Source organism: Hydrogenophaga luteola (assembly GCF_042648585.1).
GTDB classification, from domain to species: domain Bacteria; phylum Pseudomonadota; class Gammaproteobacteria; order Burkholderiales; family Burkholderiaceae_C; genus Hydrogenophaga; species Hydrogenophaga luteola.
The window spans coordinates 452,729-476,615 of the sequence record NZ_JBHRXX010000002.1 but is presented as its reverse complement, the minus strand read 5'-3'; the positions used below and the strand labels follow the sequence as shown (position 1 = coordinate 476,615).

Sequence of the window (23,887 nt, the reverse complement as noted above, 5' to 3'; positions counted from 1 at the left end):
TGCCTGTCTTCAAGAGGTCCTTCATGAAGCGTTCCCCCTCGCCCCGCCGCCTAGCTCTGGCGGCGATCCCTGCGCTCGCGCTGACCGCCTGCTCCCAGATGGGGCCGGCACACAAAGCCGGCCCGTCCGGCGTCGCCAAAGGTGCCGCCCTTCAGCAATGTGAAACCCTGGCCACCAGCTTCCGCCACGACCAGACCGCCATTGAATCGGCGACCGTGGTAGCGGCAGGCACGCTGCGACTGGGTGGGCACGAACACTCGCGCCCGCTGCCGCAAGGTGCCGCACCAGCGCAGCCCACTGGCGGCAACCCGGTGGCCGAGCACTGCCTCGTCAAGGGCGCGATGCACAAGCGCAAGGGCAGCGACGGGCGCGACTACGCCATCGGCTTCGAGATGCGCCTGCCCAAGGCCTGGAACGGCCGCTTCTACTACCAGGGCAACGGCGGACTGGACGGCAATGTGCGCCCGGCCGAAGGCGCGCTGGGCGGCGGTCCGCTGACCGGTGCGCTGATGCAGGGCTTCGCCGTGATCAGCTCCGACGCCGGCCACTCGGGCCCGCAGACACCCTACTTCGGTCTGGAGCCCCAGTCGCGGCTGGACTACGGCTACCAGGCCGTGGCCAAGCTGACGCCCATGGCCAAGGCACTGATCGCCGCAGCCTACGGCAAGGGACCGGACCGGTCCTACTTGGGTGGCTGCTCCAACGGTGGGCGCCATGCCATGGTCGAGGCGGCGCGGGGCCAGGCCTACGACGGCTACCTCGTCGGTGCGCCCGGCTACCGCCTGCCCAACGCCGCCCTGGCCCAGCTCTGGGGCGCGCAGCAGTGGGCACCGCTGGCCGTGCCCGGCGCCACCACCCAGCACCCGCTCAACCCCACCGCCAAGATCCCCGATCTGAGCGGCGCTTTCACCAAGGCCGAGCGCCAGCTGGTGGCCGACGCCATCCTGGGCAAATGCGACGCGCTGGACGGCGCCAAAGACGGCATGGTCCAGGCCATGCAGGCCTGCCAGACCGCGTTCAACGTCAAGACCGACGTGCCCACCTGCTCCGGCGACCGCAACGGCTCGTGCCTGAGCGCGGCCCAGAAGGACGTGGTGGCCAACGTGTTCGCCGGTGGCCGCACATCCTCGGGCCAGGCGATCTACTCGGCGTTCCCGTTCGACCCGGGCCTGGCCGGTGACAACTGGGGCACCTGGAAGTTCGCCAACTCGGTGGCCCTCGACCCGCTGTCGGTCGGCACCGTGTTCAGCGTGCCGCCGGGCATGTTCGATCCGCTCAAGGTCGACATCAATGCGCGCCTGCCGATGTTCAGCGCCACCAACGAGGTCTACCGCGAATCCGGCCTGTCGCTGATGACACCGCCGGGCCACGAGAACCCGGTGAACCTGGCCAAGCTCAAGGACCGTGGCGCCAAGATGATCGTCTACCACGGCGTGGCCGATGCGATCTTCTCGGCCGAGGACACGCGCCAGTGGATGCTGCGCCTGGACCAGGCGCTGGGCGGCAAGGCCGACAGCTTCGCGCGCTACTTCCCGGTGCCGGGCATGGCGCACTGCAGTGGCGGCCCGTCCACCGACCAGTTCGACCTGCTTTCGCCGCTGGTGAAATGGGTCGAACAGGGCGAAGCACCCCAGGCCGTGAAGGCCACCGCGCGCGGCGTGGGCAACCCTGGCGGCGCCAACAACGAGGTGCCAGCCAGCTGGGCGCCCAACCGCAGCCGGCCGCTGTGCGCCTACCCCACGGTTGCGACCTACAAGGGGTCCGGACCGATGGAAGACGCGTCCAGCTTCGCCTGCCGCTGATCCCCACGCGTCCACCGAACGGAGCTCCACCGTGTACTACGAACCGGGCAAGACCCCCCACGGCCTGCCGCACGACCCGTTCAAGTCCTGCGTGATTCCCCGACCCATCGGCTGGATCTCCACGGTGGACGCGCAGGGCCGCGACAACCTCGCGCCCTACAGCCAGTTCCAGAACGTGACCTTCGACCCGCCCATCGTCATGTTCAGCGCCAACCAGAGCACGCAGGGCGAACGCAAGGACTCGGTGCGCAACGCCGAGCAGATGGGGCAGTTCGTCTGGAACATGGCCACGTATGCATTGCGCGAGGCGGTCAACATCAGCGCCGAGGAGCTGCCACACGGGGTCGATGAGTTCGAGCGCGCCGGGCTGGAGAAGCTGGAGAGCCGCCTGGTGAAACCCAGGCGCGTCAAGGGCTCGCCCATCCAGTTCGAGTGCGAGTACCTCAACACCGTGCGCTTCCCCGGCCGCCCGCCCATGGGCACGGTGGACGTGGTGTTCGGCCGCGTGGTCGGCATCCACATCGACGACGCCTACATCGACGGCAACGGCCTGGTCGACGTGCTCAAGATCCAGCCCATCGCGCGCATGGGCTACTACGACTACACCGTGGTCGACAACAAGTTCCAGATGGTCATTCCGGGCAGCAACCAGGCGCTGCTGGCCGGCCTGGAAGGCTCGCCCGACAAGACCCAGGCCGCCACAGGCGGCCGCTGACGTTTTCTCTCTCTCCGCTTCTGCTCACCGTGAACCACTTCCAGCCCGCCACCGCCGACATGGCTTTCGTCCTGCAGTCTGTGCTGCAGGCCCCGCAACAGCTGGGGGCGCTGCCCGCGCATGCGGAGGCCGATACCGACCTGATGCAGCAGGTGCTGGAGGAGTCGGGCAAATTCGTGGCCGAAGTGGTGGCGCCGCTGAACCGCGATGGTGACGAGATCGGTGCCCAGTGGAAGGACGGCGCCGTCACCATGCCGCCGGGCTTCCGCGACGCCTACCAGGCCTTCTGGCAGGCCGGCTGGCCCGCGCTGGCCTGTGCGCCCGAGGACGGCGGCCAGGGCCTGCCGGCGGTGCTGGAAGCCATGCTCTACGAGATGCTCAGCGCCGCCAACCACGGCTGGACCATGGCGCCCGGCCTGCTGCACGGCGCCTACGAGTGCATCAAGCACCACGCGTCCGACGAGCTCAAGGCGCGCTACCTGGAGAAGGTCGCCACCGGCGAGTGGCTGGCCACCATGTGCCTGACCGAGCCGCACGCCGGCTCAGACCTGGGCCTGTGCCGCACCAAGGCGGTACCGCTGCCCGACGGCCGCTACGCGCTCAGCGGCACCAAGATCTTCATCTCCGGTGGCGAACACGACCTGACCGACAACATCGTGCACCTGGTGCTCGCGCGCCTGCCCGATGCGCCGCCCGGGCCCAAGGGCCTGTCGCTGTTCCTGGTGCCGAAGTTCTACGAGGACGGCACGCGCAGCGCTGCGGTCTGCGAGCGCATCGAGGAAAAGATGGGCCTGCACGGCAGCCCGACCTGCGTGATGCGCTTCGACGAGGCGCCGGGCTGGATCGTCGGCGAGCCCGGCAAGGGCCTGAACGCGATGTTCGTGATGATGAATGCGGCCCGCCTGCACGTGGGCCTGCAGGGCATCGGCCTGCTGGAAGCCGCCTGGCAGAAGGCGGACGCTTACTCCAAGGAGCGTCGCCAGATGCGTGCGCCCGGCGGCACCGCAAAAGCCGGCGAGGCCGATTTCATCGAGCAGCACCCGGCCATGCGCCGCATCCTGGATGCGCAGCGCGCCTGGATCGACGCCGGCCGCGTCGTGGCCTACCGCACCGCGCTGGAACTCGACATCCTCAAGCACCACGGCGACGCCGCCCGCCGCGAGGCCGCCAGCCGCTGGTGCACGCTGGTGACGCCGGTGCTCAAGGCCGCCTGGACCGACCAGGCCTTCCACGGCGCCAGCGCCTGCCTGCAGGTGTTCGGTGGCCACGGCTTTGTGCGCGAATGGGGCATCGAGCAGATCGTGCGCGATTCGCGCGTGGCCATGATCTACGAGGGCACCAACGAGATCCAGGCCATCGACCTGCTGCTGCGCAAGACCCTGCCCGACGGCGGCGCTGCGCTGCTGACCCTGCTGGGCGAGCTGTCGGCCGACCTGGGCAGCGACGAACAGGCGGTCCGCGCCAAGTCACAGCTCGATGGCTTCGCCAGCTTCCTGCGCGAGCGCCTGCTGCCGCGCGTCACCGCCAAGGACGCCACCGCCGACCTGCCGCACTGGCTGGCCGACGACTTCCTGCGCGCCGTGGCGCTGCTGCTGATGGCCTGGGCCTGGGCCCGCATCGGCGCCACGCCCGGCGCCGACACCGCCCGCTGGCAGGCCGCGCGGGCTGGCTTCTGGCGCTGGGTCTGGCCCGAATTCGGCATGCGCGTGGCCATGATGGAGAGCACCCTGGCGGGCTGAGTGCGCCGCCAGCGCGGGCCTCGATACCGGTATCCTCTGCACCCATGTCCGAAACGACCGTCGCCAACGCCCTGCGCCGCCCGCGCACCCCCCGGAAGACCAGCGAACCCGTGGTCCGCGCCACGCCTGTGGCCGACAGCGAGGGCCAGATCGACACGAGCTACCTCGAATCCCTGCTGGGCTACAACGCCCGGCGCGCTGCGCTGGCCGTCATCGGCGTGTTCCTGCAGCGCATGGCGCCGTATGGCCTGCGTCCGGTCGACTTTTCGGTGCTGACCCTGATCGCCCACAACCCGGGCATCACCTCGCGCCAGCTCTGCGCCGCGCTGGACATCCTGCCCCCCAACCTCGTGGGCATGATCAAGAGCCTGGACAAGCGCGGCCTGATCGAGCGCCGCCCGCACCCGACCGACCGCCGCGCCCAGGGCCTGCACCTCTCCCCTGCCGGCAGAAAGCTGCAGAAGGATGCCCAGGCCACGGCAACCAAGCTGGAACGGGACGTGGCCAACGGTCTCTCGGAGCAGGAGCTGGAGCAGCTCAAGGCACTGCTTCAGCGCGTCTATTCCCGGTGACGCAATCCGGGTAAATCCCGACCGTGCTTTCCCGGTGGGGCTGGCTTTCCAGCTAGCGAACTGGTAGCGGCCGCCGTATAGTGGTTTCAAGCCTCGACGCAGAAGGCTGGTCCAGGAGACAAACCATGAGTGCCAAAGACCATGCGGCGGTCATTCAGCTGTTCGACCTGCTCGAGTCGCGCTACGCGATGCGTGTGATCTGGGCCTTGAGCGACGGGCATCCGCAGACCTTCCGCCTGCTCCAGGACAGCATCGGTGGCGTCACCCCCAACACGCTCAACACCCGCCTCAAGGAACTGCGCGCCGCCCGGCTGGTGGACCACACCGGCGACGGTTATCGCCTCACCCACCAGGGCGCCGACCTGGCGCGCCGCATGGTCGACGTGCAGCAGTTTGCCGGCCGCTGGGCCCAGCAGCAGGCCCGCGCGGCAATGGCGGTCTCTGCCTCGGTGCAGTCGGCTCACGCACCCTAGGCTTGGCCTGAACCGCTCCCGATCGGCGCCACACCCGCCGAAGCAGGTGCCCGGCCGGCGCATAGAATCACGCCCCGGCACGGCCGTTCCGGCAGCCCCGTTTTTCGCAGATCTTGGGCTCCAATCGGATCGGTTTCATGGGTTTTCCCGTGAAGCAAGCCCATGCTTCCTTCGCCCGACAGCCGGTCGGGGCGCCACCTCTTGAATACCGCTGCAGCGCCACCAGATAACGCGCACGGCTTGCTTTGCCATCCGAACCGACATACCAGACACCATGAGTTCCACCACGCCCTCTGCAGACTCCCCCCAGGCCCAGAACACCCAGAACACGGTCAGCCCCGAAGAGGCCCTGGCCGCCGCCGCGGTGACAGAAGCCGACGCGCTGGCCGCCCTGACCAACGAGGTCGCCGAGCTCAAGGCCAAGAACGCCGATCTGGCCGAGCAGTTCCTGCGGGCCAAGGCCGAGGCCCAGAACACCATGCGCCGCGCCGAGGAGGAAATGGCCAAGGCGCGCAAGTTCGCCGTGGAAAGCTTTGCCGAGGGCCTGCTGCCGGTGCTCGACAGCTTCGAGGCCGGCCTGGCGATCCAGGAAGCCACCCTGGAGCAACTGCGCGAGGGCTCCGAGGCCACGCTCAAGCAGCTGCGCAGCGCGCTGGAGCGCAACAAGGTGGTGGCGATTGCGCCCGAAGTGGGTGCCAAGTTCGACCCCGCCCAGCACCAGGCCATCAGTCTGGTGCCGGCCGACCAGCCCACCAACACGGTGGTGACCGTGCTGCAGAAGGGCTACCTGATCGCCGAGCGCGTGCTGCGCCCGGCCCTGGTCACAGTCGCGGCCCCCAAATAAAGAACAGCGGACGGAGAAGAAAACCGGCGCACAGGCCTTGAAAAGTCCACCGGTTATCCACACCTCCTCCACAACGGGTCCACACCCATCCCACACACTTATTCAAACTTTCGCAAACGGAGCAGAACATGGGAAAAATCATCGGCATCGACCTGGGCACCACCAACAGCTGCGTGTCCATCATGGAAGGCAACACCACCAAGGTGATCGAGAACTCGGAAGGTGCGCGCACCACGCCGTCGATCGTGGCCTACCAGGAAGACGGTGAAGTGCTGGTCGGCGCCTCGGCCAAGCGCCAGGCCGTGACCAACCCCAAGAACACGCTCTACGCCATCAAGCGCCTGATCGGCCGCAAGTTCACCGAGAAGGAAGTGCAGAAGGACATCGACCTGATGCCCTATTCCATCGTGGCCGCCGACAACGGCGACGCCTGGGTGGAAGTGCGCGGCAAGAAGATCTCGGCCCAGCAGGTTTCGGCCGACATCCTGCGCAAGATGAAGAAGACCGCCGAGGACTACCTGGGCGAGCCCGTGACCGAAGCCGTCATCACCGTGCCGGCCTACTTCAACGACGCCCAGCGCCAGGCCACCAAGGACGCCGGCCGCATCGCCGGTCTGGAAGTCAAGCGCATCATCAACGAGCCCACCGCCGCGGCCCTGGCCTTCGGCCTGGACAAGCAGGACAAGGGTGACCGCAAGATCGCCGTGTACGACCTGGGCGGCGGCACCTTCGACGTGTCCATCATCGAGATCGCCGACGTCGATGGCGAGAAGCAGTTCGAGGTGCTGTCCACCAACGGCGACACCTTCCTGGGCGGCGAAGACTTCGACCAGCGCATCATCGACTTCATCATCGGCGAGTTCAAGAAGGAACAAGGCGTCGACCTGAGCAAGGACGTGCTGGCCCTGCAGCGCCTGAAGGAAGCCGCCGAAAAGGCCAAGATCGAGCTGTCCAGCTCGGCCGCGACCGACATCAACCTGCCCTACATCACCGCCGACGCCTCGGGCCCGAAGCACCTGAACATCAAGCTGACCCGCGCCAAGCTGGAAGCCCTGGTGGAGGAGCTGATCGAGCGCACGATTGCGCCCTGCCGCACCGCCATCAAGGATGCCGGCATCAGCGTCAGCGACATCCACGACGTGATCCTGGTCGGCGGCATGACCCGCATGCCCAAGGTGCAGGAGAAGGTCAAGGAGTTCTTCGGCAAGGACCCGCGCAAGGACGTGAACCCCGACGAGGCCGTGGCCGTGGGCGCCGCCATCCAGGGCCAGGTGCTCTCCGGTGACCGCAAGGACGTGCTGCTGCTGGACGTGACCCCGCTGTCGCTGGGCATCGAGACCATGGGCGGCGTGATGACCAAGATGATCGCCAAGAACACCACGATCCCGACCAAGTTCTCGCAGGTCTTCTCCACCGCCGAGGACAACCAGCCGGCCGTGACCATCAAGGTGTTCCAGGGCGAGCGCGAAATCGCTTCGGGCAACAAGCTGCTGGGCGAGTTCAACCTCGAAGGCATCCCCAGCGCCCCGCGCGGCATGCCGCAGATCGAAGTGACCTTCGACATCGACGCCAACGGCATCCTGCACGTGGGCGCCAAGGACAAGGGCACCGGCAAGGAAAACAAGATCACCATCAAGGCGAACTCGGGCCTGTCCGAGGCCGAGATCCAGCAGATGGTGAAGGACGCCGAGCTGAACGCCGCCGAAGACCACAAGAAGGTCGAACTGGTGCAGGCCCGCAACCAGGCCGAAGCCTCGGTGCACAGCGTCAAGAAGAGCCTGGGCGAACACGGCGACAAGCTCGAAGCCGCTGAGAAGAGCGCCATCGAGGACGCGATCAAGGCCCTGGAAGAAGCCGCCAAGGGCGACGACAAGGCCGCCATCGAAGCCAAGACCGAAGCCCTGATGACCGCCAGCCAGAAGCTGGGCGAGAAGGTGTACGCCGCCTCGCAGGCCGAAGCTGCGGCCGCTGCAGGAGCAGCCGGTGGTGCCGAGCAGGCCAGCGCCGGTGCTTCGTCCAGCGCCAAGGACGACGACATCGTCGACGCCGAAGTCAAGGAAGTGAAGAAGGGCTGATCGGCTGCCCCGGCCGATTGACCGTTACCGCCGCGTCGGGGCAACCTGGCGCGGCGTTTGTGCTCAACAGAACCCCGATTGACCACCATGGCCAAACGCGACTTTTACGAAGTGCTGGGCGTGCCCAAGAACGCTTCGGACGACGAGATCAAGAAGGCGTATCGCAAGCTGGCGATGAAGTACCACCCGGACCGCAACCAGGGTGATGCCGCCAAGGGCGCCGAAGAGAAGTTCAAGGAGGCCAAAGAGGCCTACGAGATGCTGTCGGACCCGCAGAAGAAGGCGGCCTACGACCAGTACGGCCACGCCGGTGTGGACCCCAACATGCGCGGCCCGGGAGGCCCGGGTGCGGAGGGTTTTGCCGGCTTCGGCGAGGCCTTCGGCGACATCTTCGGCGACATCTTCGGTGGCGCCCGCCGCGGCGGTGGCGGCCGGCAGGTGTACCGCGGCGCGGACCTGTCCTACGCCATGGAAATCACGCTGGAAGAAGCGGCCAGCGGCAAGGAAACGCAGATCCGAATCCCCAGCTGGGACGACTGCGAGACCTGCAAGGGCACCGGCGCCAAGCCGGGCACCAGCGTCAAGACCTGCTCCACCTGCCACGGCCAAGGCGTGGTGCAGATGCGCCAGGGTTTCTTCAGCGTGCAGCAGACCTGCCCGCACTGCCACGGCAGCGGCAAGATCATTCCCGAGCCCTGCACCACCTGCAGCGGCCAGGGCAAGATCAAGAAGCAGAAGACGCTGGAGATCAAGATCCCCGCCGGCATCGACGACGGTCAGCGCATCCGCTCCAGCGGCAACGGCGAACCCGGCCAGAACGGCGGACCGGCCGGCGACCTCTACATCGAGATCCGACTGCGCAAGCACGACATCTTTGAACGCGAGGGCGACGACCTGCACTGCCAGGTGCCGGTGAGCATGACCACCGCCGCACTCGGCGGCGAGATCGACGTGCCGACGCTGCAAGGCAAGGCCACCATCGACCTGCCCGAAGGCACCCAGAGCGGCAAGACCTTCCGCCTGCGCGGCAAGGGCGTCAAGGGTGTGCGCAGCAGCTACCCCGGCGACCTGTACTGCCACGTGGCGGTGGAGACGCCGGTCAAGCTGACCGAACACCAGCGCAAGCTGCTCAAGGAACTCGATGAGTCGTTCAAGAAAGGCGGCCACAAACACAGCCCGAACGACAAGGGTTGGTTCGAGAAGGCCAAGGACTTCTTCAGCTGATTCTCTTCGCTGAAGGGTTCAGAAATGCGAAGGGGCGACGGGTGACCGTCGCCCCTTCGCATTTCTGCATTTACTTCTGCACACAACGGAACTCAAGCGAAATGGCAGCTGATCTGACAAACCCGGAATTAGTTTCCTCAAGCTTGATGGTTTCGACGGCTTTACCGTCCTTCGAACAGAACTCGTTTGCCTCGGTGTATGCCTCTCCCTTGATACCAATAGGTGGCCCGAAGCCAACCTGGGGGCTCTTTTTGGCGATGAGGTAAGTGCCTTTGTCCATAGGCACGACACCTGTGTTGGCGCAGGCGACCAATCCAATGACACACAAAGCAATTGCGAGTTTCATGCAAACCTCCGTTGACCGAAGCATATGTCCAGATCGTGCAGGACCAGACGGTGTGATCGGACAGCTCACGAGGTCCCGGCGTGTGCAGCATGGCACGGAGGTCAAAGCAGGCCCAGGGTCAACACTCCACGATGGCCTTGATCACCCCGGCGGTGGGGTCAAGCAGGTTCTGGAACCGGGTGGGCACATCGGCCAGCGCCAGGCGGTGGGTGTTCAGGCTGTCGGGAATCTGGCCCGCGCGCATGGCGTCGAGCACGGTGCGGAAGTCTTCGGTGGTGGCGTTGCGGCTGCCCATCAGCGTCATCTCGCGCTTGTGGAACTCGGGGTCTGAAAAAGTGATGTTGGCGCTGACCACCGAGATCAGCACATAGCTGCCGCCGTGGGCCACGAACTTGAAGCCGCGCTCCATGGCCTGGGGGTTGCCGGTGGCGTCGAACACCACGTCGTAGAACTCGCCATCCGTCAGCTTGGCCAGCTGTTCTTCATCGCCTTCGCCCAGCGGCACACCCGCATGGATGCCCAGTGCGCTGGTGCAGAAGTCCACCCGGTCCTGGCGACCGTCCAGCGCAGTGACCGACGCGCCGCGCAACTGGGCAAAGATCATCGCAGCCATGCCGATGGGGCCGGCGCCCACCACCAGCACGCGCTGCCCCGCGTTCAGGCCCGAGCGGCGCACGGCGTGGGCGCCGATGGCCAGGAACTCCACCATGGCGGCCTGGTCGAGCGACACGCCTTCGGCCTTGTGCACGAAGGCCTGGGGCACGGTCAGGTACTCGGTGAAGGCGCCGTCGCGGTGTACGCCGAGCACCTGGATGTTCGTGCAGCAGTTGGTCTTGCCCGCGCGGCAGGCGATGCAGCTGCCGCATGAGAGGTAGGGCATGACGTAGACCGTGTCGCCAGCGCGCAGGGTGCTGCCATCCGGCGCGACTTCCACGATGCCCGAGAGCTCGTGGCCCATTACGCGGGGGTAGCTCAGGTAGGGCTGCTTGCCAGTGAAGATGTGCAGATCGGTACCGCACACGCCCACACGCTTGACGCGCAGCAGCACGTCGTGGGGGCCGCGTTCGGGCATGGGGCGGTCCTGGGCCAGCAGGGTGCCGGGGGTTTCGCAGACAACGGTCAGCATGGTGTTCCTTGGGTTCAGTCGATGTTCTGTTCGTTGAGTTCACGCCGGGTGGGCAGGCCTTCCATGTCGCCGATCACCTGCAGCGCGAGCGAGGCGATCCAGTTGGCGCGCTTCAGGGCCTGTGGCCATGAAAGCCCTTCGAGGCGGGCGCTGATGATGCCGACCGCAAACGCGTCGCCCGCGCCCACGGTGTCCACCACCACAGGCACCGGCACGCCGGGCACGGCGCCCTGCTCTCCTTCGGCGGTGCGGAAGTAGGCACCCTCGGCGCCGAGCTTGACCACCACGGCCTGGGCGCCGCGGTCGAGGTACCAGGCGGCGATGTCGGCGGGCGTGGACTGTCCCGTCAGCAGCCGGCCTTCCTCGATGCCGGGCAACACCCAGTCGGCGTGCCGGGCCAGATCGTTCAGGGTGTCGCGCATGGTGGCCGTGTCGGGCCACAGGCGGGGGCGCAGGTTGGGGTCGAACGAGACGCTGCGACCCGCGGCGCGCAGGCTCTGCATGGCGTGCGCCACCACCTCGCAGGCCGCGGGCGACAGCACGGGCGTGATGCCGGTGGCGTGCAGGTGGCGAGCGCGGAGTGCGTAGGCCGGCGGCAGGTTGGCCAGCCCGAGCTGGCTGGCGGCGGAGTTGCGGCGGTAGTACTCGATGACCGGGTCGCTGCCGTCCAGGCTGCGTGCCTTGAGCATGAAGCCGGTGGAGCGGGTCGGGTCCACCTCGACCTGAGAGGTGTCCACGCCTTCGGCCTCGATGGCTTGTCGCACGTAGCGGCCGAACGAGTCGTCCCCCAGGCGGCTGACCCAGCCCACCTTGAAGCCCAGACGGGCCAAACCGATGGCCACGTTGCTGTCGGCGCCGGCCAGCCGCTTGCTGAAGGTCTGCACCTGGTCGAGCGGCCCGGGCTCCTGGGCCACCAGCAGTGCCATGGTCTCGCCCAGCGTCAACACATCGAGTGGTTCGGCGGCTGAGGTCATGCTGGCAGCTCTCCCCGGTTCACCGCGTCCAGCGTGGCCTGCACGCCGCGCGTCTGCAGCGACTGCAAGGGACCGAGCAGCGCCGCGGCCAGCGCCTCGTTGCCCGCGAGGTCACCAAACACCGGCGCGTAGGACAGCATGGCCTGCACGGCCGCGGCGCTGGCGCCCTGCCCCAGCGTGCGCTGGTGGAGCGCCGTCAGGTCGGCCGCATGGGGATCGTCGATGGCGTAGGCGTTGCCCTGCTCGTCCACGCCGCGCAGGTAGTGCATCCACGCCGCGACCCCGAGGGCCATGCGCGGCACGGGCAGGCCCCGGGCCAGGCGGTCGCGCACGGTGCCGAGCAGGCGCTGCGGCAGCTTCTGCGAGCCGTCCATGGCGATCTGGTGGGTGCGATGCGCCAGCGCGGGGTTGGCGTAGCGGGCCAGCAGGTTGGCGCGGTAGGCGGGCAGGTCCAGCCCGGGCAGGTCGGCCAGGGTGGGCTCGATCTCGTCGCGCATCAGCGCTTCGATGTGCGTGCGCAGCGGCGCCTGGGCAATCGCCTGGTCGACTGTCTGCCAGCCAGCCATGGCGCCCAGGTAGGCCAGGCTGGAGTGCGTGCCGTTGACCATGCGCAGCTTGAGCCGCTCGAAGGGTTCGGCGTCGGCCACGAAGCGCGCGCCGCCCAACGTCCAGTCGGGTCGGTCGGCCGCGAAGTGGTCTTCCACCGCCCAGTCGAAGAAGGGTTCGCCCAGCACCGGCCAGCGGTCTTCGGCGCTCAGCGCCTGCGACACGGCGGTGCGGTCGGCGTCGGTGGTGCGGGGCACGATGCGGTCCACCATCGAGCAGGGAAACCGACATTCGTCGGCGATGCGCTTCGCCAGCGCCGGGTTCACCGCTTCGGCGAAGCGCAGCACCGCGCCACGCAGCACGCGGCCGTTGGCGGGCAGGTTGTCCAGCGACATCAGCGTGATCGGGCCGCGGCCCTGCGCGAAGCGCCGCTGCAGACCAAACACCAGCATGCCGATGGCCGAGCGCGGCGTGTGCGGATGGCCCAGGTCGTGGACGATGTCCGGGTGGTCCAGCCGCAGCGCGCCGGTGGCCGGGTCGTGGCAGTAGCCCTTCTCTGTCACGGTCAGGCTCACGATGCGGGTGTCGGCGGCGGCGATGGCGTCCAGCACCGCGCCCGGGTTCTCGGGCGCCACCAGCAGACTGCGCACCGCGCCGATCACCTGCAGGCGCTGGCGTGGCTGGCCCTGGGCGTCGGCGTCGCGGATGGCGAGTGTGTAGAGGCCGTCCTGCGGCTGCAGCGCGTCGCGCGTGTCGGGCTGGCGCAGCGACACGCCGACGATGCCCCAGCGCAGGTCGCCGGCGGCGATGGCCGCTTCGGTGGCGGCCGCCAGGTGGGCGCGCATGAAGGCGCCGATGCCCAGGTGCACGATGCCCGGTTGCAGGCGCTGGCGGTCGTAGGGTGGGCGCGTCACGGTGGCGGGCAAGGCGCCCACCGTGCGGTCGTCGAGTCGGTTCATGGGCGCGTTCACCAGTTGGTCAGGGTGCCGTCGTGCTGCAGGCGGTTCACCGGCAGGTAGGCGCGCTTGTAGGGGTACTTGGCGGCCAGGGCTTCGTCAATGGTCACGCCGTGGCCGGGCGCCTCGCCGGGGTGCATGTAGCCATCCTTGAAGCTGTAGGCGTGGGGGAACACGGCGTCGGTTTCATCGGTGTGGCGCATGTATTCCTGGATGCCGAAGTTGGGCACCCAGAGGTCGAAGTTGAGCGCGGCGCCCATGCACACGGGGGACAGGTCGGTGGCGCCGTGCGAGCCGGTGCGCACCTGGTAGAGCGCGGCCAGGTCGGCGATGCGGCGCAGGTGGGTGATGCCGCCAGCGTGGACCACGGTGGTGCGGATGTAGTCGATCAGCTGGTTCTGGATCAGGTCCTTGCAGTCCCAGATGGTGTTGAAAATTTCGCCCACGGCCAGCGGCGTGGTGGTGTGCTGGCGGATCAGCCGGAACGACTCCTGGTTCTCGGCCGGCGTGGTGTCTTCCAGCCAGAACAGGCGGAAGGGCTCCAGGTCCTTGCCCAGACGCGCGGCCTCGATGGGCGTGAGGCGGTGGTGCGCGTCGTGCAGCAGGTGGATGTCCGGCCCCACGGCGGCGCGCACCTTTTCGAACAGCTCGGGCGTGTGGCGCAGGTACTTCTCGGTGGACCAGTCGTGTTCGCTGGGCAGGTCGGCGTCGGCCGGTTCGTAGAACATGGTGCCGCGGCCCACGCCGTAGACCTTCTCCAGCCCCGGCACGCCGCTTTGCGCGCGGATGGCCTTGTAGCCCATCTCCTTGTAGCGCAGCACTTCCTCGACGGTCTGCGTGATGTCCTTGCCGTTGGCGTGGCCGTAGACCATCACGCCGGTGCGGCTCTTGCCGCCCAGCAGCTGGTACAGCGGCATGTTCGCGGCCTTGGCCTTGATGTCCCACAGCGCCGTGTCCACACCAGCGATGGCGCTCATGGTCACCGGTCCGCGGCGCCAGTAGGCCCCCTTGTAGAGGTACTGCCAGATGTCTTCGATCTGCTGCGGATCGCGGCCGATCAGGCAGGGGATGACGTGGTCGGTGAGGTAGCTGGCCACGGCCAGTTCGCGGCCGTTGAGCGTGGCATCGCCGATGCCGGTCAGGCCCTCGTCGGTCTCGATCTTGAGGGTCACGAAGTTGCGGCTGGGTGCGCAGATGATGACTTTGGCCGAGGTGATTTTCATGGTGCCATTTCTTTCAGGTGCGCTTCGAGGAAGCGGAAGCCCCAGCCCGCGCCCTCCCGGGGCAGGGCCTGGCCGTGGTGGATGGTCAGGGGCTGGTCGATCAGGGCATCGATCCAGTCGAAGCTCTCGGCCGCCAGCCCGTTGGGAATGCTGCACAGCAGCGGTACGTCGTAGTCGCGGTAGTAGTGGGGGAGCACCGGCAGGTGGTGTGCTTGCGCCAGGGCGGCCGACGCCCGCCAGGCCTCCACGCTGCCGATGCGCAGCAGGTCAGGCTGCCAGAGGTCGATGCCGTCGGCGGCGATCAGCGCCTGCAGGGTCCGGGTGTCGTACTCGCGCTCGCCCATGGCCAGGCTGATGCCGCACTGGCGGCGCAGCGTGGCGTAGCCCGCCACGTCGTGGTGGTGCAGCGGCTCCTCGAACCAGGTGATGCCCAGCGGCAGGGCCGCGCGTGCGAGGGCCAGCGCGCCGGCCAGGTCGCAACCCTGGTTGGCGTCCATCATCACCCGCACCCGAGGCCCCACGGCCTCGCGCACCCGGCGCAGGCGCTCCAGGTCGCGCTGCACATCGGGCGAGCCCACCTTGATCTTGACGGCGTCGAAGCCGCGGCCCACGTAGCCGCGCACTTCGTCCAGCAATTCGTCGTCGCCGTAGGACAGCCAGCCTCCCGAACCGTACACCGGCACGCTGGCGCGCGTCTGCCCCAGCAGCCGGTGCATGGGCGCCCCCAGCGTGCGGGCCCAGGCGTCCCACATCGCGATGTTGATCAGCCCCACGGCCCAACGCTGCACGCCTTCGTGGCCGAAGTACTCGTGCTCCCGCTCGGCCTGTGCGATGAAGGCGCCCGGCGCCGCCGCGTCGGCCCCGAGGACCAGGGGTTCGATGTCGCGCAGTGCGCCGCGGATGGCCGCGCGCGAGTAGGGAAAGGCCAGCAGGTAGCCCTGGCCGCGCACACCGTTGGCCAGCACGACCTCGGCGACGATGAATTCGATGGCCGAAATCTGGTGCGTCGCATCGGCGATGGGGCGCGACAGGGTCGAGGTGGCTTCGAAGAAGCGCAGCTCGCGAATCGTGGTGTTCGTCATGGCCTCACATCACCGCGCCGAGTGCCCAGGGCACAAACTCGTTCTGGCCATAGCCGTGCTGTTCGCTCTTGGTTTTGCGGCCCGAGGCAGTGGCCAGCATGTCGCGGAAGATGCGCTCGCCCAGCTGTTCCACGCTCTCGCTGCCGTCGATGACGGTGCCGCAGTTGATGTCCATGTCCTCTTCCTGCCGGGCCCACAGCGCACTGTTGGTGGCCAGCTTGAGCGAGGGCGACGGCGCGCAGCCGTAGGCCGAACCGCGCCCGGTGGTGAAGCAGATGAGGTTGGCGCCGCCGGCCACCTGGCCGGTGGCCGACACCGGGTCGTAGCCTGGCGTGTCCATGTAGACGAAGCCTTTGGCGGTGATGGGTTGGGCGTATTCGTAGACGTCCACCAGGGGTGTGGTGCCGCCCTTGGCGATGGCGCCGAGCGATTTCTCCAGGATGGTGGTCAGGCCGCCAGCCTTGTTGCCGGCCGAGGGGTTGTTGTCCATCTCGGCGTGGTGGCGGGCGCAGTACTCGGTCCACCAGCGCAGACGGGCTTCGAGCTTGTCGGCCACGGCCTGCGACACGGCGCGTTGCAGCAGCAGGTGTTCGCCGCCGTAGATCTCGGGCGTCTCGGACAGCACGGCCGTGCCGCCGTGGCGCACCACCAAGTCCACCGCCGCGCCCAGTGCCGGGTTGGCGCTGATGCCAGAGTAGCCGTCGGACCCGCCGCACTGCAGGCCCACCACCAGGTGGCTGGCGGGCACGGGCTGGCGCTGCACGGCGTTGGCCTCAGGCAGCAGGGCCTGCACCGCTTCGATGCCGCGCGCCACGCTCTTGGCGGTGCCGCCCGTGTCCTGGATGCTGAAGGTCACCAGCTTGGCACCCTCGCGCAGGCCTTCCTGCGCCAGCAGGCCCTGGATCTGGTTCGTCTCGCAGCCCAGCCCCACCACCACCACGGCGGCGAAGTTGGCGTGGCGCGCGTAGCCCGCCAGCGTGCGGCGCAGCACGTGCAGGCCCTCGCCTTCGCTGTCGGTGGCACAGCCCGCGCCGTGGGTCAGGGCCACCACACCGTCCACGTTCGGGAACGCGGCCAGGGCTTCGGGGTGGATGTCGCGGCGGAAGTGGTCGGCGATGGCGCGCGCCACCGTGGCCGAACAGTTCACGCTGGTCAGCACGCCGATGTAGTTGCGCGTGGCCACGCGACCGTCGCTGCGCACGATGCCGTCGAAGGTGGCGGGCGTGTCCACATAGGCCACCGGCCGCACATCGCCGCCCACAGCGTGGCCACGGTCGAAGCGGCTGAAGGCCAGGTTGTGGGTGTGTACGTGCTGCCCGGGCGCGATGGCCTGGGTGGCGGTGCCAATGACCTGGTTGTAGCGCCGCACCGGCTCGCCTGCCGCGATGGCGCGCACGGCGATCTTGTGGCCCGGCGGGATCAGGCCCGACACGCTGATGCCTTCGGATTCGATGCGCGTGCCGCCCAGCAGCTGCTGCCGTGCGATGACGACGTCGTCCTGGGGATGGATGCGGATGACGGGGTTCATTTCAGCAGCCCCATCTGCTGCGGCAGCCACAGCGTCAGCCCGGGGACGTAGGTGATGGCCACCAGACCCAGCAACAAGGGAATCAGCCAAGGCAGGATGGCCATGGTGGCGCGTTCCACCGAGAGCTTGGAGATCCGCGCCAGCACGAACAGCACCATGCCCAGTGGCGGCGTCATCAGGCCGATCATCAGGTTCAGCGTCACGATGAGGCCGAACTGCACCGGGTCGATGCCCAGCTTGAGCACGATGGGCAGCAGGATGGGCACCAGGATGGTGATGGCGGCAATGGTGTCGATGAAGCAGCCCACGAACAGGATCAGCAGATTGGCCAGCAGCAGGAACACCCACTTGTTGCTGGTGATGGAGAGGATCCAGTCGGCCAGGGCCTGGGCGGCCTGCGTGGTGGTGAGCAGCCAGGCGAAGATGGACGCGGCGGTGACGATGAACAGCACCGAAGCCGTGGTCTCGATGGTGTCGAAGGTGGCCTTGGCCAGCGTCTTGAGGGTCATGGAGCGGTAGCGCACCAGGCCCAGGAACAGGGCCCAGAGGACCGCGGCCACGGCCGCCTCGGTGGGGGTGAACCAGCCCATAGTCATGCCGCCGATCAGGATCACCGGCGCCATGAGCGCCAGCACGGCCGAGAAGTTGTAGCGCCAGTCCAGCGCCAGCAGCACCACGAAGGCCGTGATGGCCGCCACGTTCACCGCAGCGCCGGCTTTCACGGCCAGCCACACGGCCATGGGGAAGGCCAGCACCAGCAGGATCTCCAGGCCGGCGCTGCCCAGGCGGCCCCAGTGGAACGCCACGTCGCCCCCCCAGCCCTGGCGGCGGGCGTAGTAGGCGACGGTGAGCATCATCAGCACGGTCAGGAAGATGCCCGGCAGAATGCCGGCCACGAACAGCGCGCCGATGGAGACGTTGGCCATCATCCCGTAGATGACGAAGGGCAGCGACGGCGGAAAGATCGGGCCCAGGGTGGCCGAAGCGGCCGTCACACCCACCGCGAACTCGGTGGAATAGCCGTGTTCCTTCATGGCCTTGATCTCGACCGTGCCCAGACCCGCCGCGTCGGCGATGGCCGTGCCCGACATGCCCGAAAAGATCACCGAGCCAATGATGTTGACCTGCCCCAGGCCGCCTTTCATCCAGCCCACCAGCGCGATCGCGAAGTTGTAGATGCGCCCCGTGATGCCGGCGATGTTCATCAGGTTGCCGGCCAGGATGAAGAAGGGCACGGCCAGCAGCGGGAAGGACTCGATGCCGGAGATCATGCGCTGGGCCAGCACGATGTCGGGCACGCTGCCCGAGACCAGGATGTAGATCAGCGAGCCGCCCGCCATGGCCACGGCCACGGGCAGACCCAGGAGCATCAGCCCCACGAAGGACAGAATCAGGATGAGCATGGAGAGGGTCCGTGTGAGCGGGCGTCAGTGGGGCGCGTCTTCGAAGCGGGCGGGGTTCTGCAGCGGCGAAAAGCCGCGCCGCCAGTTCTCCACCGCCACCTGAACGCCGCGCACGGTCATCAGTGCAAAGCCGGCGAAGGCGAGCCAGTACACGTAGCTCTTGTTCCAGTCGATGGTGGTCATGGGCTCGTTGTCCACCGCCAGCGCGTAGCGCGCCACCAGCCAGCTGGCGTAACCGTAGAAGGCGATGGCCGCCAGGTCCACCGCGGTGGACAGCGCCCGGCCCGCGGGCGCGGGCAGGTGGCCATACACCAGGTTGACCTGGATGTGGCGCATGCGCCGCACGCACATGGACGCCCCGATGAAGACCACCGGCATCAGGCAGTAGACCGCCAGCTCCTCGGTCCAGGCGAACGAGTCGTTCAGCACATAGCGGGTGAAGAACTGCAGGAACACCAGGCCGGCCATGGTCCAGAAGAAGGCCAGGCAGATCCAGTCCTCGATGCCATAGCCCGAGAGATCGACCGGGTGCCGGTCGGCCTCGGCGAAGCTGGCGGCCAGCGCTTCCGCGCTGGTTTCCACCGGATGCGAGGCCGCCGCACCGACGGCATCGGGCAGAGCGCGCTGAAGCGACATGCCGTCCTCCGCCTTACTTCACGGCCTGGATGCGGTCCCAGTCGGCTTTCTGGTAGCCGAACTGTTCAAAGGGCACGTTCTTCAGCACGGTGTCGCGGAACTCGCCAGTGTTGACCTCGGTCACGCTCACGCCTTTGCTGCGGAACACGGCGGCCAGCTCCTTCTCGCGGGCGGCCACTTCCTTCGAGGCCCGGGCCGCGGCCTCCTGAGCCACTTCGGTGAACATTTTCTTGTCGGCGTCCGAGAGCTTCTTCCACAGGCCGCCGGCCACCACGGTGTTCAGGTGGTCCACGATATGGCCGGTGAGCACGATGTGCTTTTGCACCTCGAAGAACTTCTTGGCGTCGATGGTGGGCAGCGGGTTTTCCTGCGCTTCCACGGTGCCGTTCTGCAGCGCGAGGTAGACCTCGGCGAACGCGATGGGCGAGGTGTTGGCCCCGCAGGCGCGCGGCATGGCCAGGTAGGCCGGCACATCGGGCACGCGCATCTTCAGGCCCTTCATGTCGGCGCACTTGGCAATCGGCCGGTTGCTGGTGGTGTGGCGCGTGCCGTAGTAGGTGGTGGCGATGATCTCGTTGCCGCTCTTCTGCTCGTAGCCCGCCGTCAGCTCCTTGTAGATGTCGCTCTTGGTGTAGGCCAGCAGGTGGTCCACGTCGCGGAAGGTGTAGGGGTAGTAGGTGACGCCGATGCGCGGGAAGGCCTTGGCCGCGAAGCTGGAGCCGGAAATGATGATGTCCACCGTGCCCAGCGACAGGCCCTGGTTGATGTCGTTCTCCTTGCCCAGCTGCGACGCGGGGTACACGTCGATCTGGTAGCGGCCGCCGCTGCGCTTCTTGATCTCCTCGGCCGCCCACACGGATGCGGTGTGGAAGGACTCGGTGGTTTCATAGACGTGGGCCCACTTGAGCTTGGTCTGGGCGAAGGCGGGGGCGGCCACCACCAGGCTCGCGGCGAGGGTCAGAGTGAGTCGTTGGAATGTCATGGCTTGTCTCCAGTGTTTGTTGAGTGCGGTGCCCACCCTCCCCTAGCCGGGGATGAGCTGCACCTTGGTGCTGCGGCTGCGGTCCAAAGCCAAATCGAAGGCCGCCTTCGATTCGCTGATCGGGATCTGGGCGCTGATGAGCGGCCGCACGTCGGCGCGCCGGCTGCGGATGGCCTGCACGGCCCAGTCGAATTCGATGTCGGCCCGGAAGGCCCCCACGTAGTCCAGCTCGCGGGTCATGATGTCGTTGGCCGGAAACGGCAGCTCGGGCGGCAGCGTGCCGACCTGAACGATGCGCGCGCCGCGGCGCACCGCCGACAGGCAGCCGGCGAGCGCCGCGGGGTGGCCCGCAGCTTCGATGGCCACATCCACCTGGCCCTGCCACGCGCTGGTGTCGGGCTGGGCCTCGTCGGCGCCCACGGTGAGCGCCATGTCGCGGGCGCGCTCGCTGGGGTCGCTGCAGAGCACGCGCCCCGCGCCGGCCAGCCGCGCGGCGATCACCGACATGCAGCCGATGGTGCCGGCGCCGGTGACCAGCACCGTGGCACCCAGCACCGAGCCGGCGCGGCGCACCGCGTGCAGCCCGACCGACAGCGGCTCGGCGCAGGCGATCTCGCCCAGACCCACGTCCTCGTCCACCGCGGTGAGCTGCGATTCACCCACCACAAAATGCTCCCGGAACAGGCCCGGCAGGTGCGGAAAGATCGCCGCGCTGCCGAGGAACACCATCTTTTCGCAGAGGTTGCTGCGGCCGGCGCGGCAGGCCGGGCACAGGCCGCAGGGGTGGGCCGGGTTCACCGCCACCTTCTGGCCCGGCCGCACCCGGGTGACGCCAGGCCCGATGGCTTCGACCACGCCCGAGGCCTCGTGGCCCGGCACGAAGGGCGCGCGGATGGCGAAGGCGCCGGCGCGCCCGTGCTGGTAGTAGTGCAGGTCGGAACCGCAGATGCCGCCAGCGCCCAGGCGCAGGCGCACCTGGCCGGCGGCCGGCTCGACTTGTGCCAATGTTTCCACGCTCAGTTGCAGGGGTCCGTGCAGGGTGCAGGCCAGGCTCATGCGGTGCTCTTGGGGGTTTCCGTGTCGGTGGTCGCCGTCCAGCCGGCCGAGAAACGCTGGTGGGAGCGTTCGAGGTGGTGGCTCATGGCCTGGCGGGCGGCCTGCGGGTCGTTGCGTTCGATGGCCCGGACCACGCCCCGGTGTTCGGCCACCGCCTGCTTCCAGGTGCTTTCGCGCTCGAAGTGGCTACCCAGGCGGGCAAACAGCGGCCCGTTGCGCTCGTCGAACAGCTGCGTGACGACCGCCAGCAAGGGGCTGTTGTCGCTGGCCTGCGCGATGCGCAGGTGGAAGTTGCGGTCGCCCTTGATCGGCAGCGTGCGGGCGAGGATGTCGCTTTCCATCTCGCGCAGGGCCTCTTCGAGGTCGGGCACCAGGGTGTTGTCGGTGCTGCCCGCGGCCACGGCGGCCAGTTCACATTCGATCAGCTGGCGCGCCCGGATGATCTCCAGCGGGCCGTGCGCGTTGTCGAGCAGCTGCACCGGCTCGCGGCGGACGACCACGATGCCCGAACCACCGCGCACCTCGATCAGTCCCTGCACTTCCAGCGCGATCAGCGCCTCGCGCACCGAGGGCCGCGACACCCCCATCTTGGCCGCCAGGTCGCGCTCGGCCGGCAGGCGCGAGCCCACCGCGAACTCGCCGCTCTGGATCAGCTGGCGCAGCTGGTCGGCAATCTGGCGGTACAGCCGCCTCGGCTCGATGGGTTGAAAGGGCATGACTGGTAAGTTGGTAAATTGGTCTGACCACTTGGCCGAAGTGTAGGCAGCAAGCACCCGCGGGTGTTCGAGGGTTTACACGGGGTCTGCGGCCGGACGGGGGGCGGCAGACGCCGGATTCACGGAGCGCTCATGCCCTGCGTCAGCGACAGCGCGGCCGCCGCCTCGCGCAGGTACTCGCGCACCTGGGCCATGTCCGGGCCGACGTGGCGGTCGATGCGGCGGATGTAGGGACAGGTCAGCGTGGCCAGTGCCGTGTTGTCGGGGCCAAGGATGGGGAAGGAAATGTCCACCACGCCCAGGGTCTGCGCACTCTCGCGTTCCAGGTAGCCCTGGGCACGGATGGCGGCCAGCGTCTCCTGCAGCTGCTCCAGGGTGATGGGCACCTCGCCATCCAGCGGCGTGTGCTCGGCCAGCATGCGGTTGAACTGGCCTTCGTCGGCATAGGCCAGCAGCAAATGGCCCGAGGCCGTGTCCACCAGGCCCACCCGCGCACCCCGCTGCACCGCAAAGCTCCAGCCGCTGGGGCTGTTGACCTGGGCGCTGATCAGCACATTGCCCCGGTCGTACACCCCCATGTGGCAGGACTGCTCGGCCTTGCGGGTGAACTCGTCCATGATGGGCAGCGCCTGGTTGATCAGGCGGCTGAGCGGCGGGTGCATGTTGGCCAGCGCGAACAGCTTGAGGCTGAGTGCGTAGCGGTCGCCCGAGCGCGTGCGCATGACGTACTGCCGCGCCACCAGGCGTTCGAGCATGCGGTAGATCTCGCTCGCGCTGCGGTCCATCTCTTTCACGATTTCTGCCCGCGTCAGCCCGTGGGGCTGTGTGGCCAGCAGCTCCAGGATGTCCAGCCCCTTGTCCAGCGCCGGCGCCCGGTAACGGTCGTCGCTGTCGGTGCTGGGGTCGGCCTTGGGGCGGCGTCCGCGGGGTCGGGGCGTGGTGGTCGGCATGGGGGTCTCTTCACTGGGCATGGGACGTGGAGCTGTTTTGTACCGCAGGGTCCGGCTAGGGAAAGTACCGAGCCAGACCCCAAGGACATGCACCTATGATTTTGTTCATACATGGATTTTCTGTTCATATGTGAATTCAACAACCGGGACTTACCCCATGCATGAAGGTCGACTGAAAGGCAAAACGGTGCTCATCACCGCCGCGGCGCAAGGCATTGGCCGCGCCAGCGCGCTGGCCTGCGCCGCCGAGGGGGCGCGGGTGATCGCCACCGACATCAACGCGCCGCTGCTGCAACAGCTGGCCGCCGAACACGCGGGCATCGAGGTGGTGACGCTGGACGTGCGCGACGACGCCGCCGTGCAGGCGCTGGCGCAGCGCAGCCCGGCGCTGGACGTGCTGTTCAACTGCGCCGGCATGGTGGCCAACGGCAGCCTGCTGGACTGCTCCGAGGCCGACTGGGACCTGAGCTTCGACCTCAACGTCAAGAGCATGTTTCGCATGACGCGCGCCTTCCTGCCCGGCATGCTGGAGCACGCCCGCACGCAGGGCGGCAGCGTGTCGGTGATCAACATGGCCTCCATGGCGTCGAGCATCAAGGGCTTTGCCAACCGCTGCGCCTACGGGGCCACCAAGGCCGCGGTGATCGGCCTGACCAAATCGCTCGCGGCCGACTACGTCAAGCAGGGCCTGCGCGCCAACGCCCTGTGCCCGGGCACGGTGGACACCCCGTCCCTGCGCGGGCGCATCGCCTCCGCGGCCGACCCGGTGCAGGCCGAGAAGGACTTCATCGCCCGCCAGCCCATGGGCCGCCTGGCCACGGTGGACGACATCACGCCGATGGTGGTGTTCCTGGCCAGCGACGAATCGCGCTTCGTGACCGGGCAGGCGCTGCTGGTCGATGGCGGCGTGACGATCTGA

At 68.0% G+C, this 23,887-nt stretch carries 22 protein-coding genes; 9 read left to right on the top strand and 13 right to left on the bottom strand.

Annotation, left to right across the window (positions count from 1 at the left end; all coding sequences use genetic code 11):
* Nucleotides 1–23: 23 nt before the first annotated feature.
* From ACFOPI_RS06060 to dnaJ, 8 genes are all read left to right on the top strand, one after another.
* A complete protein-coding gene (locus ACFOPI_RS06060; protein WP_382172121.1) occupies nt 24–1,802 on the top strand; it encodes a tannase/feruloyl esterase family alpha/beta hydrolase in 1,779 nt (592 codons plus the stop codon).
* A 31-nt stretch (nt 1,803–1,833) separates the two neighbouring features.
* Nucleotides 1,834–2,517 carry a flavin reductase family protein gene (locus ACFOPI_RS06055; protein ID WP_382172119.1) on the top strand — a complete coding sequence of 228 codons (684 nt, stop codon included), beginning with the start codon at nt 1,834–1,836 and terminating at the stop codon, nt 2,515–2,517.
* 59 nt (nt 2,518–2,576) lie between these two features.
* Complete coding sequence (locus ACFOPI_RS06050; RefSeq protein ID WP_382173066.1) at nt 2,577–4,256, top strand: acyl-CoA dehydrogenase family protein; 1,680 nt, start codon at nt 2,577–2,579, stop codon at nt 4,254–4,256.
* Between the two features lie 44 nt (nt 4,257–4,300).
* Nucleotides 4,301–4,828, top strand: coding sequence for a MarR family winged helix-turn-helix transcriptional regulator (locus ACFOPI_RS06045; RefSeq protein ID WP_382172118.1), 528 nt, complete (start codon nt 4,301–4,303; stop codon nt 4,826–4,828).
* A gap of 125 nt (nt 4,829–4,953) precedes the next feature.
* Complete coding sequence (locus ACFOPI_RS06040) at nt 4,954–5,301, top strand: winged helix-turn-helix transcriptional regulator (RefSeq protein WP_382172117.1); 348 nt, start codon at nt 4,954–4,956, stop codon at nt 5,299–5,301.
* Nucleotides 5,302–5,575: 274 nt separating this feature from the next.
* Nucleotides 5,576–6,145: a nucleotide exchange factor GrpE gene (grpE, locus tag ACFOPI_RS06035; protein ID WP_382172116.1), complete on the top strand. Its 570-nt coding sequence runs from the start codon at nt 5,576–5,578 to the stop codon at nt 6,143–6,145.
* Nucleotides 6,146–6,273: 128 nt separating this feature from the next.
* The gene (dnaK, locus tag ACFOPI_RS06030) at nt 6,274–8,220 is read left to right on the top strand and encodes a molecular chaperone DnaK (RefSeq protein WP_382172115.1); all 1,947 of its coding nucleotides are present in this window, start codon (nt 6,274–6,276) and stop codon (nt 8,218–8,220) included.
* An 87-nt stretch (nt 8,221–8,307) separates the two neighbouring features.
* Entirely contained in the window at nt 8,308–9,444 is a 1,137-nt protein-coding gene (gene dnaJ, locus ACFOPI_RS06025; RefSeq protein WP_382172113.1) for a molecular chaperone DnaJ, read from the top strand.
* 70 nt (nt 9,445–9,514) lie between these two features.
* On the opposite strand, the gene ACFOPI_RS06020 is transcribed toward dnaJ, so the two are convergent.
* The 13 genes from ACFOPI_RS06020 to ACFOPI_RS05960 form a co-directional block, all read right to left on the bottom strand.
* Nucleotides 9,515–9,790, bottom strand: coding sequence for a hypothetical protein (locus ACFOPI_RS06020; protein ID WP_382172111.1), 276 nt, complete (start codon nt 9,788–9,790; stop codon nt 9,515–9,517).
* Between the two features lie 118 nt (nt 9,791–9,908).
* Nucleotides 9,909–10,916 (bottom strand): zinc-binding alcohol dehydrogenase family protein, encoded by a 1,008-nt coding sequence (locus tag ACFOPI_RS06015; RefSeq protein ID WP_382172110.1) that lies wholly within the window; start codon nt 10,914–10,916, stop codon nt 9,909–9,911.
* A gap of 14 nt (nt 10,917–10,930) precedes the next feature.
* Complete coding sequence (locus ACFOPI_RS06010; RefSeq protein WP_382172107.1) at nt 10,931–11,890, bottom strand: sugar kinase; 960 nt, start codon at nt 11,888–11,890, stop codon at nt 10,931–10,933.
* Nucleotides 11,887–13,395: a mannitol dehydrogenase family protein gene (locus ACFOPI_RS06005; RefSeq protein ID WP_382172104.1), complete on the bottom strand. Its 1,509-nt coding sequence runs from the start codon at nt 13,393–13,395 to the stop codon at nt 11,887–11,889. The genes ACFOPI_RS06010 and ACFOPI_RS06005 overlap by 4 nt, the downstream gene beginning before the upstream one ends.
* Before the next feature lie 8 nt (nt 13,396–13,403).
* Nucleotides 13,404–14,615: a D-mannonate dehydratase ManD gene (gene manD / locus ACFOPI_RS06000; protein ID WP_382172101.1), complete on the bottom strand. Its 1,212-nt coding sequence runs from the start codon at nt 14,613–14,615 to the stop codon at nt 13,404–13,406.
* The gene (locus tag ACFOPI_RS05995; RefSeq protein ID WP_382172099.1) at nt 14,612–15,697 is read right to left on the bottom strand and encodes a mandelate racemase/muconate lactonizing enzyme family protein; all 1,086 of its coding nucleotides are present in this window, start codon (nt 15,695–15,697) and stop codon (nt 14,612–14,614) included. The genes manD and ACFOPI_RS05995 overlap by 4 nt, the downstream gene beginning before the upstream one ends.
* 4 nt (nt 15,698–15,701) lie before the next feature.
* Complete coding sequence (locus ACFOPI_RS05990; protein ID WP_382172097.1) at nt 15,702–17,225, bottom strand: UxaA family hydrolase; 1,524 nt, start codon at nt 17,223–17,225, stop codon at nt 15,702–15,704.
* Entirely contained in the window at nt 17,222–18,628 is a 1,407-nt protein-coding gene (locus tag ACFOPI_RS05985) for a TRAP transporter large permease (RefSeq protein WP_382172096.1), read from the bottom strand. Before ACFOPI_RS05985 ends, ACFOPI_RS05990 begins: the two co-directional genes overlap by 4 nt.
* A gap of 24 nt (nt 18,629–18,652) precedes the next feature.
* Nucleotides 18,653–19,264 (bottom strand): TRAP transporter small permease, encoded by a 612-nt coding sequence (locus tag ACFOPI_RS05980; RefSeq protein ID WP_382172093.1) that lies wholly within the window; start codon nt 19,262–19,264, stop codon nt 18,653–18,655.
* A 13-nt stretch (nt 19,265–19,277) separates the two neighbouring features.
* Nucleotides 19,278–20,246, bottom strand: coding sequence for a sialic acid TRAP transporter substrate-binding protein SiaP (locus tag ACFOPI_RS05975; protein ID WP_382172090.1), 969 nt, complete (start codon nt 20,244–20,246; stop codon nt 19,278–19,280).
* 42 nt (nt 20,247–20,288) lie between these two features.
* Nucleotides 20,289–21,302 carry an L-idonate 5-dehydrogenase gene (locus ACFOPI_RS05970; RefSeq protein ID WP_382172087.1) on the bottom strand — a complete coding sequence of 338 codons (1,014 nt, stop codon included), beginning with the start codon at nt 21,300–21,302 and terminating at the stop codon, nt 20,289–20,291.
* Nucleotides 21,299–22,018, bottom strand: a complete 720-nt coding sequence (locus ACFOPI_RS05965; protein WP_382172086.1) for a FadR/GntR family transcriptional regulator — start codon at nt 22,016–22,018, stop codon at nt 21,299–21,301. Before ACFOPI_RS05965 ends, ACFOPI_RS05970 begins: the two co-directional genes overlap by 4 nt.
* 119 nt (nt 22,019–22,137) lie before the next feature.
* Nucleotides 22,138–22,968, bottom strand: coding sequence for an IclR family transcriptional regulator (locus tag ACFOPI_RS05960; RefSeq protein WP_382172083.1), 831 nt, complete (start codon nt 22,966–22,968; stop codon nt 22,138–22,140).
* A 157-nt stretch (nt 22,969–23,125) separates the two neighbouring features.
* Between ACFOPI_RS05960 and ACFOPI_RS05955 the strand changes: the two genes are divergently transcribed.
* Nucleotides 23,126–23,887 (top strand): SDR family oxidoreductase, encoded by a 762-nt coding sequence (locus ACFOPI_RS05955; protein WP_382172081.1) that lies wholly within the window; start codon nt 23,126–23,128, stop codon nt 23,885–23,887.